Here is a 14,979-nt window from a genome sequence, read left to right as displayed (position 1 = left end):
ATGGCAACATTTAAAGATTTTAGAAATAATGTAAAACCTAACTGGTGCCCAGGTTGTGGAGATTTCTCAGTACAAGCTGCAATTCAACGTGCTGCCGCTAATGTTGGTTTAGAGCCAGAAAATTTAGCAGTAATCTCAGGAATCGGTTGTTCTGGACGTATTTCTGGTTATATTAACTCATACGGTTTCCATGGTATTCATGGTCGTTCCCTTCCAATTGCCCAAGGAGTGAAAATGGCTAACAAAGATTTAACTGTTATTGCTTCTGGTGGAGATGGAGATGGTTTTGCGATTGGTTTAGGACATACAATCCACGCTATCCGTCGTAATATCGACGTAACATATATTGTTATGGATAACCAAATTTACGGATTAACAAAAGGTCAAACTTCTCCACGTAGTGAACTTGGTTTTAAAACAAAGTCTACTCCGCTAGGTTCTATTGAGTCATCATTAAACGTTATGGAAATGGCGCTTACTGCTGGTGCAACATTCGTTGCGCAAAGTTTCTCAACAGATTTAAAAGACTTAACTTCATTAATCGAGCAAGGTATTAACCATAAAGGTTTCTCTCTAATCAACGTATTTAGTCCATGTGTTACTTACAACAAAGTAAATACGTATGACTGGTTTAAAGAGAACTTAACGAAGCTAAGTGACATTGAAGGTTACGACGCTCACAGTAAAGTGAAAGCAATGCAAACATTAATGGAGCATAACGGTCTAGTTACTGGTTTAATCTACCAAAACAAAGAACAAAAATCTTACCAAGAACTTGTTCCTAGCTATAGCGAATCTCCATTAGCAAAAGCTGATTTAAACTTAACTCAAGAAGACTTCGATCAATTAGTTAAAGAGTTCATGTAATAAATAATAAAGGCTTCTTCCACTATCGGAAGAAGCCTTTGTTTTAGTCCATAGAAAGTAATTTTCTGAATTGGAAACGAACGTATAGGATGTTACCCCTTTTTATAAAGCCTGTGTTAAAACTTAATTTTTATATTTTGTAAGTTCAAGCTATTGAATTCCTTGCAAGGTGGAGGCTCCCACCCCGCCCGTGGAAAGCGAAGCCTTGCACGTAAATCAACAGCGGTCTTTAACATAGCTATTTATAATTAACCTTTTGTATGAGCCAATCACCAGCGGTTATAAATGAATTTGTCCATATTTCTACAACTTTAGCTTATGTATTGTTTAAGATTCAATAAAATTATATACTATGTTAATGTGTAGTATATTATTCATTGGAAATTTATGAATATCTTTGTTTATTTACAAGTGTAATTGAAAGGAGTTTTTATATTGAACGAAAAGCAACGATTAGCATCTCAACAAGTAGTAACTGAAACTCCATCGGACAAAAAATCCGAGAAGGACTTTAGTAGATACTTTGAATCTGTATATGTACCACCTAGTTTAAAAGAAGCAAAGAAACGTGGTAAAGAAGAAGTGAAATATCAAAAAGATTTTGAGATTCCTGAAGAATTTCATGGTTTAGGACAAGGTAAAAAGTTCTATATCCGCACATATGGCTGTCAAATGAATGAGCATGATACAGAAGTTATGGCAGGTATCTTCCTTAACTTAGGTTATGAGCCAACAGATACGGTACAAGATGCAGATGTTATTCTTCTAAACACGTGTGCTATTCGTGAAAACGCTGAGAATAAAGTTTTTGGTGAGTTAGGTCATTTAAAACACCTAAAGAGAGAAAGACCAGACTTATTAATAGGTGTTTGTGGATGTATGTCTCAGGAAGAGTCTGTTGTAAATAAAATTTTAAAAACATACCAACAAGTTGATATGATATTCGGGACGCACAACATTCACCGTCTACCTCACATTTTAAAAGAAGCTTACATGTCCAAAGAAATGGTTGTGGAAGTTTGGTCAAAAGAAGGAGACGTTATTGAAAACCTACCTAAAGTACGTAAAGGTACTATTAAAGGTTGGGTAAACATTATGTACGGTTGCGATAAGTTCTGTACGTATTGCATTGTTCCTTATACTCGTGGTAAAGAGCGTAGCCGACGTCCTGAAGATATTATTCAAGAGGTACGTCAATTAGCTGCACAAGGTTATAAAGAAATCACTCTACTTGGCCAAAATGTAAATGCATATGGTAAAGACTTCGAAGATATGAAGTACGGATTAGGTGATTTAATGGAGGAGATTCGAAAAATCGATATCCCGCGTATCCGTTTCACTACAAGTCACCCACGTGATTTTGATGATAGATTAATTGATGTATTGGCTAAGGGTGGTAACCTTTTAGACCACATCCATTTACCAGTTCAATCTGGTAGTTCTGAAGTATTAAAATTAATGGCACGTAAATATAGCCGTGAGCAATATTTAGAGTTAGTTCGTAAAATTAAGGAAGCAATGCCTAACGCTTCGATGACAACTGATATTATAGTTGGCTTCCCTAATGAAACAGACGAGCAGTTTGAAGAGACAATGTCTCTTTACCGTGAAGTTGAGTTTGATTCTGCTTTTACATTCATTTATTCACCAAGAGAAGGTACACCAGCTGCTAAAATGCAAGACAATGTACCAATGGAAGTAAAGAAACAACGTTTACACAGATTAAATGAGCTTGTTAATGAAACTTCCGCAAAGAAATTAAAAGCTTATGAAGGTCAAGTAGTCGAAGTTCTAGTCGAAGGAGAAAGTAAAAATAACCCTGATGTACTAGCTGGATATACAGCAAAGAGCAAACTTGTTAACTTCAAAGGTCCAAAATCTGCTATTGGTCAAATTGTAAAAGTAAAAGTGACAAAAGCAAAAACATGGACACTTAATGGAGAAATGGTAGAAGAAAAGGTAGAGGTGAACTAAGATGACAACGAAATATACAAAAAAAGATATCATTGACCGTGCACGTGAGTTAGCTAAAATGATTTCTGAATCGGAAGAAGTAGACTTTTTTAAACGTGCTGAAGCTCAAATTAACGAAAATCAAAAAGTTAAAGAAATGGTAGCGAGTGTTAAGAGTCTTCAAAAACAAGCTGTTAACTTCCAAAACTATAATAAGCCTGAAGCACTTAAAAAGACGGAAGAAAAACTAGACAACATTTTACAAGAGCTTGATGAGATTCCGATTGTACAACAGTTTAAAGATTCACAACAAGATGTAAATGACTTACTACAATTAGTAGCTTCTACTATTACAAAAACGGTGACAGATGATATTATTGAAACTACTGGTGGAGACGTCCTACGCGGCGAAACTGGTTCTTATGTAAAAAATAGCCACGGCAGCAGCTGTAGCCACTAATGTAAAAAAGACGAGAGCTATCTCGTCTTTTTTTAGTCTTCAAATCAAGTAAAACATAAATATTTATTAAAAATCTTCTTGAAAAGGAACATCCAGCCCATTCTCCTCATATGATTTATAAGCCTATATTTTACTTAACTGTTATGAATGAACGAAACGGAAACATGTAACTTAACTTACTTGAAAAAATTAGGCACATATTTAGAAATCCATGCATAGAATGAACTATACGTAATTGTGTAAAGAAATTATTTCATTTGTTTATGATTTTAAATTTAAAGCACAATAGTCATTTGACCCGCATAGGATGAAATGAACATTGTAATGAGGAGGGTGTATGCTCGAATGTCTGAATACAGAGAAATAATTACAAGAGGTGTAACAGGGAAGGGCCGTAAGTTCACACAATCAACTCATACGATCAGTCCTACACATCGTCCTACGAGCATTTTAGGTTGTTGGGTAATTAACCACAAATATGATGCTAAAAAAGTAGGCGATACAGTAGAAGTAGTGGGGAAATATGATACGAACATTTGGTTTTCTTACAATGAGAATACGAAAACGCAAGTAGTGACAGAAACAGTTTCTTATACTGATGTTGTAAAGCTGAAGTATAGAGATGAAAACAGTTTCGGTGATGAACATGAAGTAATTGCTCGCGTACTTCAACAACCTAACTGTTTAGAAGCAACAATTGATCCAGATTCTCATAAAATCGCTGTTCAAGTAGAAAGAGAATTTTTATGTGAAGTAATCGGTGAAACAAAAGTATGTGTAGAAGTTCACCCTGATGCTCTTACTGATGAGACGGATTGGGATGTGGATGATGAAGAGTTTGAAGATTTAAACCCAGACTTCATTGTGGATGGCTATGAAGAATAAAGGTTGAACTAGGGAGATGTCTTCCTAGTTTTTTCTTTGTCTAGATAATTTCGATATATGTTATAATAAATTTGTACAAGATTTTTAGAAATGTTGGGGGATTAAGATGGCAACATACACGCCGATGATACAACAATATTTAAGAGTAAAGGCAGATTATTCAGATGCCTTTTTATTTTTTCGTTTAGGCGATTTTTATGAAATGTTTTTTGACGATGCAATTAAAGCTTCACAGGAGCTTGAGATAACATTAACAAGTAGAGATGGTGGAGGTTCAGAAAGAATCCCTATGTGTGGGGTTCCTCATCATTCCGCACCTAATTATATAGAGCAGTTAATAGAAAAAGGATATAAAGTGGCAATTTGTGAACAAGTGGAAGATCCGAAACAGGCGAAAGGTGTAGTGAAGAGGGAAGTTGTGCAACTCATTACACCTGGTACGGTAATGGAAGGAAAAGGTGTATTAGATGAACAAAACAATTTCCTTATTTCTGTTACCGAGTTTGAAGAAGGGTCCTTTGGGCTTGCCTATACGGACTTAACGACGGGAGAAGTATTTACAACATACATCTCCAATGGATCTACTTCTTTAGTGAACGAGTTATATTCTATTGGTGGGAAAGAATTAGTAGTTGCTGATACATTTTCTGAACAATTACTAAAAGAAATTCAAGACCGTATGTCATTAACTATCTCTTTTGAAAATGACGCTACTGCACCTATGAATCTACAATATGTTGTGGACGAGCTAGTACAAGAAAACTTACGCACAACCGTTAGTAGGTTGTTGCAATATTTAACAAAGACACAAAAACGTAGTCTTGATCATATACAGGCAGCTATTTTCTACACTTTAGATGAATATATGAAAATGGACATTTATTCAAAGCGGAATTTAGAGTTGACGGAAACAATTAGAGCGAAAGGGAAGAAAGGTTCTTTACTTTGGTTGTTAGATGAGACGGTTACTGCTATGGGTGCTAGGTTACTAAAGAAATGGATAGATAGGCCATTAATTACTCCATCACATATTGAAAAACGTCATCTGATGGTAGCAACACTTATGAATGAGTTTTTTGCTAGAGAAGATATTCGCATTTCATTAAAAGAAGTTTATGATTTGGAAAGATTAGCTGGAAGAGTCGCATTTGGAAATGTAAATGCAAAAGATTTAGTGCAATTACTAAAATCGATAAAACAAGTACCACAGTTAAAACAACTTGTTATGAATCTTCCTGTTGACACACGTTTTTTACATGAAAGATTGGATGAATGTGAAGAACTAGTCTTATTGCTAAATACCAGTTTATTAGAAAACCCATCTTTATCGATTAAAGAAGGAAATATGATGAAAGATGGATTTAACGAAGAACTTGATAAGTATCGGGATGCAAGAAAGAATGGAAAGACATGGATTGCGGAATTAGAAAAGCGTGAGCGTGTGTTAACTGGCATTAAGTCGTTAAAAATAGGGTACAACCGAATTTTTGGATACTTTATTGAAGTGACAAAGTCTAATATTGCTTCTTTAAAAGAAGGAAGATACGAAAGAAAACAAACATTAGCAAATGCTGAAAGATATATTACGGATGAGTTAAAAGAAAAAGAAACCTTAATTTTAGAAGCAGAAGAAAAAATTGTTCAATTAGAATATGAATTGTTTCTTCAATTGAGAGAGCAAGTAAAACAATATATCCCTAGACTTCAAAGCTTAGCCAAAGCGGTTAGTGAGCTAGATGTGCTTCAATGTTTTGCAACGGTTAGTGAAAAGCGTCAATACGTTCAACCAATCTTTACGAATGACAGAGTAATCTCTATCCGAAATGGTCGTCATCCGGTGGTAGAAAAAGTGTTAAACTCGAATGAATACGTTCCAAATGATTGTTTGATGAACAAAGAAAAAGAAGTTTTGCTTATAACAGGACCGAACATGTCCGGTAAAAGTACGTACATGAGGCAAATAGCATTAACATCCATTCTCGCGCAAATTGGCTGTTTCGTTCCTGCTGATGAAGCTGCCCTACCTATTTTTGATCAAATCTTTACGAGAATTGGTGCAGCGGATGATCTTATTTCTGGTCAAAGTACATTTATGGTTGAAATGTTAGAAGCTAGAAATGCAATTGTAAATGCTACAGAAAATAGTTTAATTCTATTTGATGAGATTGGAAGAGGTACGTCGACCTATGATGGAATGGCACTTGCACAAGCATTAATTGAGTATATTCATACCGAAATTGGAGCGAAAACGTTATTTTCTACACATTATCACGAGTTAACTTCCCTGCAAGAAGAGCTAAGTAAACTTCATAATATTCACGTAAGTGTGGTAGAACAAAATGGAAAAGTTGTTTTTCTTCATAAAATGAAAGAAGGGCCAGCTGATAAAAGTTACGGAATTCATGTGGCAGAGTTGGCAGAACTACCAAAAAAGGTTATAGAAAGAGCTCAATACATTTTAGAACAGTTGGAAAATGAAGGGAAGTCAAAGAAGCAATCGGACAAACTTGCAGCACCTTATCAACAAGCTAATAAAGTCGAAGAGCTTTCGCAACTATCATTCTTTGAAGAGGAACAGAAAGCTGCGAAGAAGGGCAAGCAAGAGTCTGTTTCAGCTGATGCTGTAGAAATTGTGGAACAAATAAAGAAGTTAGATTTATTGGATATGACTCCTATGGATGCAATGAATGTGCTTTATAAAATGCACAAAAAACTTAAGTAAGGAGGTGGAATAGATGGGGAAAATTCTTCAGTTAGACGAGCACTTATCTAATAAAATTGCTGCAGGTGAAGTAGTAGAACGCCCTGCATCCGTTGTAAAAGAGTTAGTGGAAAATGCGGTTGATGCCAATGCATCGATTATTCAAATTGAACTAGAAGAAGCTGGCCTTTCAAAGATACGTGTTCTTGACAATGGAGATGGTATGGACAATGAAGACTGTCTAACTGCTTTTCAACGACATGCAACAAGTAAAATTAAAGACGAGAATGATTTATTCCGAATTCGCACTCTTGGATTTCGTGGTGAAGCACTTCCGAGTATTGCTTCTGTGTCCATATTAGAATTGACTACAAGTACGGGTACAGATGCAGGTATGTATGTGAAATTACAAGGTGGGCATGTAGTGGAACAAAAAGCTTCAAATGCCCGAAAAGGAACGGATATTGTCGTTTCTCAATTGTTTTTTAATACGCCTGCCCGTTTAAAATACTTGAAAACAATCCACACAGAGCTTGGAAATGTAACAGATGTTGTTTATCGTTTAGCACTTGCCCATCCTTCCATCTCGTTTCGACTGAATCATAATGGCAAAACCATTTTCCAATCAAATGGTACAGGAAATAGTTTACATGTACTAGCTGCTATATACGGAATGAACGTAGCTAAAAAAATGATTCCTATACATTTAAATTCTTTAGACTTTAAAGTGACGGGTTATATTGGTCTACCAGAAATAACCAGGGCGTCCAAAAGCTATATATCTACGATTATTAATGGTAGGTTTGTAAAAAACTATACAGTATTACGAGCGATTCAAGCAGGCTATCATACACTATTACCGATAGGAAGATATCCTATAGCTTTTTTACAAGTTGAAATGGACCCTATATTAGTAGATGTAAACGTACATCCGACTAAATTAGAAGTAAGGTTAAGTAAGGAAGATGAACTGTATGATCTTATTACAGAAGGGGTTAAGAATGCTTTTCAGAAGCTTCAATTAATACCGGAAGCAAATGTAACACCTAAACATACAAAACAAACGTATGCGAAAGATGAGCAACAAGTTTTCTCTCTACAAAATCCTTCGACGACTCAAAAACAAGAACAAGCTCCAGTGTTGACTAGGGAGCCTTCTCCTAACTTTTTTGTGAAGGTGGAAGAAGATAATGAAGTAATAGAAGATCAAATCTTGCCTCATGTAGTAAATAATCCGAACGGATTTATAGCTGATGTAGACCATAATTCAGAAAGCATTACTCATGTAGAAGATGAGAGCGCAACGAAATGGAATGTTGCAAAAAGTGAACCAAGAATTCCAACATTATATCCTATTGGTCAAATGCATGGCACATATATTTTAGCTCAAAATGAAAGTGGATTATATTTAATTGACCAACATGCTGCACAGGAAAGAATTAATTACGAATACTTTTTCCAAAAGTTAGGTAATACAGAACGAGAAGTACAAGATTTATTAGTTCCGCTTACAATGGAGTTTTCGCCGGAGGAGTATTTGTTTTTAGAGGGAAATCTGGAAGAGTTTAAAAAGGTTGGTGTATTCCTCGAACCGTTTGGACATCAGACATATATTATTCGTTCACATCCAACTTGGTTTCCTCGTGGGGATGAGCATTCTATTATTGAAGAAATGATGGAGCAAATTACGACTTCTAAGTCGATTAATATTGCTAAGCTTAGAGAAGAAGCAGCAATCATGATGAGTTGTAAAGCTTCCATAAAAGCAAATCATCATTTAAGGCACGATGAAATGGTCTCATTGCTACAGCAGTTGCGCCAAGCAAACAATCCTTTCACATGTCCACATGGAAGGCCAATACTCATTCATTACTCTACGTATGAATTGGAAAAAATGTTTAAAAGAATAATGTAACTGTATTTTCACTAGCTTCTACTTTAAGAAGCTAGTGAAAAATTTTTACTTTACCTTATATTTTCTGCAAAATTGGGTATACTAATATCTTGTTATAGTAAATAGAAAGAGGGCTTTATTTTGGGAGAGAAAAAGAAACTAATTGTCTTAATTGGGCCTACAGCTGTGGGAAAAACAAAATTAAGCATAGAACTCGCTAAAAAAGTGAATGGTGAAATAATTAGTGGCGACTCCATGCAAATATATAAACAACTAGATATAGGTACGGCTAAAATACATAAAAATGAAATGGATGGAATTCCACATTACTTAATTGATATAAAAGAACCAACAGAATCTTTTTCAGTTGCAGATTTTCAGAGAGAAGTTAGAATGTTAATTGATGAGATAACCTCTAGAGGGAAAGTACCGATGATTGTTGGTGGTACAGGGCTTTACATTCAATCTGTATTATATGACTATCAGTTTTCTGAATCGGGTGGAAATGAAGAGATACGCAATCAACTAGAGGGACTTTTAGAAGCAAAAGGCGAAGAGCACTTATTCTCAATGTTACAAAAGGTAGATCAAAAAAGTGCTGAAACTATTCATCCTAACAATGTAAGAAGGGTAATGCGGGCTCTTGAAGTATTTGAATCTACTGGAAAAACCTTTTCTTCCTTTACCGAAAACCAACATAATGAACTTTTATACGAGGTTGCAATGGTAGGCTTAACGATGGACAGAAAGAAATTATACGAACGAATTAATAGAAGAGTCGACATGATGATGGATTCAGGTTTGATTAATGAAGTGAAAACATTGTATGATGGAAATATAAGAAATTGTCAGTCTGTTCAAGCTATCGGCTATAAAGAACTATTTGACTATTTTGAAGGGAAAACATCTTTAGAAACGGCAATCGAATTAATTAAACAAAACTCAAGGCGCTATGCGAAGAGGCAACTAACTTGGTTTCGAAATAAAATGGATGTTACTTGGTTTGATATGACCGAGCCATTAGACGAAAAGTTAGATCAAATATTTGATTTTGTTGCAGGAAAGCTAGAACTTGAGGCGAATAATAACCATTATAGAGATAAGAGGAGGAAGAAAAATGAAACAAACGATTAATATTCAAGATCAATTCCTTAATCAATTGAGAAAAGATAGTACGAGTGTAACAGTTTTTTTATTAAACGGCTTCCAATTACGTGGTTTAATAAAAGGCTTTGATAATTTTACAGTGTTACTTGAATCAGAAGGAAAGCAACAATTAATCTACAAGCATGCAATTTCGACTTTCTCTCCGCAAAAGAATGTACAATTTGATATGGAATCCTAAACCAGCGCTTGCTGGTTTTTTTATTATTCTTTTTCGCTCTAATCGTATGCTTTTTGTTTTATAATAACTAGAAATCAAACCATGCCCGTTCCTTTCCGATACAGGCACTCGCCGAGGAGTAGGTTTTTTCACGACAGTGAAAATAACCTTCCTTTTTACCGCCCGCGGAAAGCGAAGCCTTGCACGGAAATCAACAGCTCACTTTAACACATTATTCTTCTTTTTAAAAAAAGTTAACCTTTGTACATTAATTCTCCTACATATTATCATCCAATCCAAAAAGAATCAGACAAGCTTATCTTACATATAGTAGGTAATAATGGATAAAAATAATTTGAAAATTAAATTATTTCTCGGGAAAGCGCATAAAATGACACTTTCTTTCGTTTTTATTCAAATAATAATGTTTTTTGTAGAAATAAATGAGAATTCCACAAACTTTGTCAAATGTTGTAAAAACGGAAAGTTATTAGTATAACAGTCAAGAGAGGTGACACGTTCTTGGACCCATCCATGACTAATCATAACGGAAAAATTAATATTGTATTAAATAATAATAAGAAAAAACCTCTTAAAGTCACACACGTTAAAGTGGATAATGAACCATTAAGAAGCAGTGCTCCTACCGAGCAACATAAAGTGTTAAATGATATAGAGCGGGAATTAGGGGAGCTTGTAGGTTTAGGCGAGATGAAAAGAATAGTGAAAGAAATATATGCTTGGATATTTGTTAACAAAAAAAGAGAAGAAATAGGGTTGAAAGCGGAAAAACAAGTTCTTCACATGATGTTTAAAGGAAATCCAGGTACGGGTAAAACGACGGTAGCTAGGTTAATTGGAAAACTTTTTTTAGAAATGAACGTATTATCAAAAGGACACTTAATCGAAGCGGAAAGAGCAGACTTAGTTGGAGAATATATCGGACATACTGCGCAAAAAACGAGAGATTTAGTAAAAAAATCGCTCGGGGGAATTCTTTTTGTTGATGAAGCTTACTCTTTGGCACGTGGCGGGGAAAAGGACTTCGGTAAAGAAGCAATAGATACTTTAGTAAAACATATGGAAGATAAACAACATGAGTTTATTTTGATTCTTGCAGGTTACAAAAGGGAAATGGAAGAGTTTCTGAGAACAAATCCGGGTTTAGTTTCGAGGTTTCCTATTATAATTGATTTTCCAGATTACACGGTAGATGAATTGATGGAAATAACATATAGAATGTTGAAAGAAAGGCAATATGTTTTAAGTAAAGAAGCGGAATGGAAACTGCGAGATCATTTGTTACAGATGAAAGGTGTTTTACTTCCATCAGCATTTAGTAATGGTAGGTATGTCAGAAATATAATAGAAAAGTCTATTCGTGCACAAGCTATGAGGTTACTTTTAAGAGAAACATATGAAAGAAGCGATCTTATAACAATCGAAAGTAGAGATTTAATTTTAAAATGGTGAAATAATAGTAATAGCTCGGTAGTATGTTAGTGAAAACATTTCCGAGCTATCTTTATTATCCGATATCTTCACTAACACTAAAATTATTTTCCTTAATAGCATCAGCTGTAAGTTGTCCAGATAGAATTACCATTGGTACTCCTCCACCTGGATGTGTAGAACCTCCTGTAAAGTATAAATTAGATAAAATGTTGCTACGACAAGGAATTTTAAATCCTCCGTTTTTCTTTCTGTCCGTAACAACTCCGTAAATACTACCTCCATTAGAACCATACAAGTTTTGAATATCGTTTGGAGTAAAACGATATTCGAATTCAATAGACTTTTGTAAATCCTTTAATCCCATTCTTTCTAACTTTCTCAATATAATAGATCGATACGTGTCTCTATAGACATCCCAGTTCTCTCTTTCTTTTAAAGGTGGAACATGTGTTAATACGAATAAATTTTCTTTTCCATAAGGCGCTTGTGATGGATCTGATTTTGAAGACACACCAATATAGATTGTAGGATCTTCAGTAGGTTTACCTTCGTTAAAAATTTCATGAAATTCTTTTTCTGGATTTTCAGAGAAAAAGAAGTTATGGTGTGCTAATTGTTTAAATTCTTTGTTTACACCTAGTAATAATACAAGTCCAGATACAGTTGGACTATACTTTTGTAGATTGTTTGTAGACTCATGAGAGCGAGGGTGCTCAGCTAGTAAAGTTCGGTACGTTGGTATTGCCTCCAGGTTAGAAACAATTATATCGCTATGAATGATAGAGCTATCTTGGAGCATTACTCCTTTCGCTTTGTCACCTTCTGTTATTATCTTACTAACTTTGCAATTTAATTGATAATTAATTTCAAGTTCTTCTAACACTTGAGTTAATGCTTCAGCAATTTTGTACATGCCACCTTTTACATAGTAAATTCCTAGACCAAGTTGTACATAAGCAAGTTGCGTAAGGACAGCGGGTGCTTGGTAAGGAGAAGAGCCAATATACATAATGAGAAAATTGAAAAGTTGTTGTACATGTTTATTTTCAAAATGTTTTTTTGTAATTTGGTCCATTGATTTCATCGGATCCATCGTAAATAACTCTCTTATATTATGTAATGCTCTTAAATCATTTAAACCGGACAGACTTTTTTTATAAAAACTTTTTAAGCTATATTCATACATTTTACTGGCAAAATTCATATATTCGAAAAATTGGTTTGCATCTTTATCAGATAACTTTCTAATTTCTGAGAGCATCGTTGGTAATTCACTTGTCATATCTATTTTTGTTCCATCTTCAAAAAAGGTTCTCCATTGCGGTTCGATTTTCTGGATCGTTAAATAGTCATGAACATTTCTATTAACACATTTAAATAGTTGTTCTAGCACCCATGGCATTGTTAAGATGGAAGGCCCTGTATCAAAAGAAAAGCCACTACCAGTACGAATATTTAATTTACCACCTAATCTTTCTCCTTGCTCTAAAACAGTAACATGATAACCGTCTGCTTTTAATCTAATTGCTGCAGACAGACCTCCTAATCCACCACCGATTACAATAACTTTTTTACTCATTTTAAAAACTCCTTATGAAAAATTGTTTTTTTGACTATGATGATAAATACAGTTGAAAAGAAAGTGCATTTCAACTTTTTACCTTCTCAACTTTATAGTTTGTCCGATAAAATTTGTTTCAAACTTTAAAGAAAAACAAAAATGGGAATTTTTCTTGGATCATCACATCAAATGAGGTGAGAAAATGTTTGTTGTTATTGGAGTAGTTACAGTATTATTAGGTTGGTTTTTAATAGCTTCTATACCAACGTTTCAAGATGATAGGAAAAATAATGTTCATACTGCTTCCTTAGAGGAGTTAACCATTATTATTCCAGCTAGAAATGAGGAAACGAATATAAAAGTATTATTAGAATCGTTACTTCCATATAGAAATAAAATACGTGAAATTCTTGTAATGGATGATCATTCTAGCGATGGTACAGCTGAAGTTGCTAAAATGTTTCATGTAGACGTAATTTCTATTCCGCAATTACCTAAAGGATGGTTTGGTAAAGCTTGGGGGTTATGGAATGGAGCACAAGTTGCTAAAGGAAATTACTTCATGTTCTTAGATGCTGATACTTGGGTGCAAAAAGGCGGTTTGGAAAAAATACTAGCCGAATATAAAGGGAGCAAGAGTGTTATTTCTATACAACCTTACCATGTTATGAAATCGAATGTAGAGAAGTTATCTAGCTTCTTCCACCTAGTAATTATGAGTTCGCTTGGGTCATTTCATCTTTTTAGAAAACATGTTAAAACCTCTGGTGCATTTGGACAAGTGATGCTTATCGGAAGGAAAGACTATTTCGTTTTTGGCGGACATGAGAAAGTGAAAAGTGAACTAATGGAAAATTTATCTTTTGCTAAAATTATTCAACAAAGAGGTGGAAAAGTATACTGTTTTAGTGGAAAAGGTGCCATCGAAATGAGAATGTATACGAGCAAAATAGGATCATTAGTTGCTGGTTGGGGTAAAAGTTTTGCAACTGGGGCGGTAAAAACGAACCTGATTTACTTAGCTCTTGTGTCCATTTGGATAAGTGGATTGTTTACAGTTGTCACTAACTTTTCCTTTAACCTTTATATGAAGTTATTCTTTTACTTTATGATTGTTATTCATTTACGGTGGTCGTTGGCGAAGGTTGGTAATTTTGGTTGGGGGACTGCGTTTTTGTATCCAGTTCATTTAATGTTTTTTTTACTAGTATTTCTTTACTCTAGTTTTATTACCTTTGGAAAGAAAAAAGGAAAATGGAAGGGTAGAGAAATTGTTATCGAGGAAAAGGTAGACAAGTTTTGATTATTTCATTAACACCGATAACTGGTACGGCATTAAATATAGTTAGTATACTCTCTATTCATCTTATCGGATCGTGGGTTTGTTTAAGGATACCCAAAAAGTGGTTTTTGAAAAATAATAACTTGTTTTATCATTTTCAGTGGGAGGAAAATACCCAGCTTTACAGTATGCTTAAGATTAAAAGGTGGAAAGAATATTTGCCAGATGGATCAAAATTATTTAAACATGGGTTTCAAAAGAAAAGGCTTAAAGAAAAAAACGAAGCGTATTTTTATTCTTTCATTATGGAAACGAAAAGGGCGGAATTAACACACTTCGTGACGTTTTTCCCTTTATGTTTTTTCTTTATTTGGAACCCTGTTGAAGCTTACTTAGCCATTCTTTTATATGGTGTCCTAGCAAATCTTCCATGCATCTTAGTTCAGAGATACAACAGAATGCGCTTTAATAAAGTACTAGGTCGTTTTATACAAAAAAAGAAGAGATATAGAAATAACTCTCCTACTCGAAATACATCTAATTTTAATTGAGTCCGTTTCATAATGTATGAATACTATACGATAAACGTATGATAGC

Annotated in this window: 12 protein-coding genes; 11 read left to right on the top strand and 1 reads right to left on the bottom strand. The window is 34.5% G+C overall.

Features of this window, described 5'->3' with window-relative positions:
* The 9 genes from CDZ92_RS07210 to spoVK all read left to right on the top strand — a co-directional run bounded on the left by CDZ92_RS07210 (position 1) and on the right by spoVK (position 11,557).
* Positions 1-867 carry a 2-oxoacid:ferredoxin oxidoreductase subunit beta gene (locus CDZ92_RS07210; RefSeq protein WP_096154568.1) on the top strand — a complete coding sequence of 289 codons (867 nt, stop codon included), beginning with the start codon at positions 1-3 and terminating at the stop codon, positions 865-867.
* A gap of 435 nt (positions 868-1,302) precedes the next feature.
* Positions 1,303-2,841, top strand: coding sequence for a tRNA (N6-isopentenyl adenosine(37)-C2)-methylthiotransferase MiaB (gene miaB / locus CDZ92_RS07205; protein ID WP_096154567.1), 1,539 nt, complete (start codon positions 1,303-1,305; stop codon positions 2,839-2,841).
* A gap of 1 nt (position 2,842) precedes the next feature.
* Complete coding sequence (locus tag CDZ92_RS07200) at positions 2,843-3,280, top strand: RicAFT regulatory complex protein RicA family protein (protein WP_096154566.1); 438 nt, start codon at positions 2,843-2,845, stop codon at positions 3,278-3,280.
* Between the two features lie 345 nt (positions 3,281-3,625).
* Positions 3,626-4,165 carry an outer spore coat protein CotE gene (locus CDZ92_RS07195; protein ID WP_096154565.1) on the top strand — a complete coding sequence of 180 codons (540 nt, stop codon included), beginning with the start codon at positions 3,626-3,628 and terminating at the stop codon, positions 4,163-4,165.
* A gap of 106 nt (positions 4,166-4,271) precedes the next feature.
* Complete coding sequence (mutS, locus tag CDZ92_RS07190; RefSeq protein ID WP_096154564.1) at positions 4,272-6,887, top strand: DNA mismatch repair protein MutS; 2,616 nt, start codon at positions 4,272-4,274, stop codon at positions 6,885-6,887.
* A gap of 13 nt (positions 6,888-6,900) precedes the next feature.
* Positions 6,901-8,781, top strand: a complete 1,881-nt coding sequence (mutL, locus tag CDZ92_RS07185) for a DNA mismatch repair endonuclease MutL (protein WP_096154563.1) — start codon at positions 6,901-6,903, stop codon at positions 8,779-8,781.
* A gap of 120 nt (positions 8,782-8,901) precedes the next feature.
* Complete coding sequence (gene miaA, locus CDZ92_RS07180; RefSeq protein ID WP_096154562.1) at positions 8,902-9,894, top strand: tRNA (adenosine(37)-N6)-dimethylallyltransferase MiaA; 993 nt, start codon at positions 8,902-8,904, stop codon at positions 9,892-9,894.
* Positions 9,878-10,105 (top strand): RNA chaperone Hfq, encoded by a 228-nt coding sequence (gene hfq / locus CDZ92_RS07175; RefSeq protein WP_096154561.1) that lies wholly within the window; start codon positions 9,878-9,880, stop codon positions 10,103-10,105. The genes miaA and hfq overlap by 17 nt, the downstream gene beginning before the upstream one ends.
* 501 nt (positions 10,106-10,606) lie before the next feature.
* A complete protein-coding gene (spoVK, locus tag CDZ92_RS07170) occupies positions 10,607-11,557 on the top strand; it encodes a stage V sporulation protein K (RefSeq protein WP_406564890.1) in 951 nt (316 codons plus the stop codon).
* A 55-nt stretch (positions 11,558-11,612) separates the two neighbouring features.
* Here the strand turns inward: spoVK and CDZ92_RS07165 are convergent, their stop codons facing one another.
* Complete coding sequence (locus CDZ92_RS07165; protein WP_096154560.1) at positions 11,613-13,118, bottom strand: phytoene desaturase family protein; 1,506 nt, start codon at positions 13,116-13,118, stop codon at positions 11,613-11,615.
* Between the two features lie 184 nt (positions 13,119-13,302).
* On the opposite strand from CDZ92_RS07165, the gene CDZ92_RS07160 reads away from it, so the two are divergent.
* The gene (locus tag CDZ92_RS07160) at positions 13,303-14,403 is read left to right on the top strand and encodes a glycosyltransferase family 2 protein (protein WP_096154559.1); all 1,101 of its coding nucleotides are present in this window, start codon (positions 13,303-13,305) and stop codon (positions 14,401-14,403) included.
* Positions 14,400-14,933 (top strand): glycosyl-4,4'-diaponeurosporenoate acyltransferase, encoded by a 534-nt coding sequence (locus CDZ92_RS07155; protein WP_096154558.1) that lies wholly within the window; start codon positions 14,400-14,402, stop codon positions 14,931-14,933. Before CDZ92_RS07160 ends, CDZ92_RS07155 begins: the two co-directional genes overlap by 4 nt.
* Positions 14,934-14,979 lie beyond the last annotated feature (46 nt).

The sequence above is a fragment of the Bacillus sp. FJAT-45066 genome (assembly GCF_002335755.1).
Lineage (GTDB): Bacteria > Bacillota > Bacilli > Bacillales > Bacillaceae_I > Bacillus_CD > Bacillus_CD alkalisoli.
This window is presented reverse-complemented; position numbering and strand designations above follow the sequence as displayed.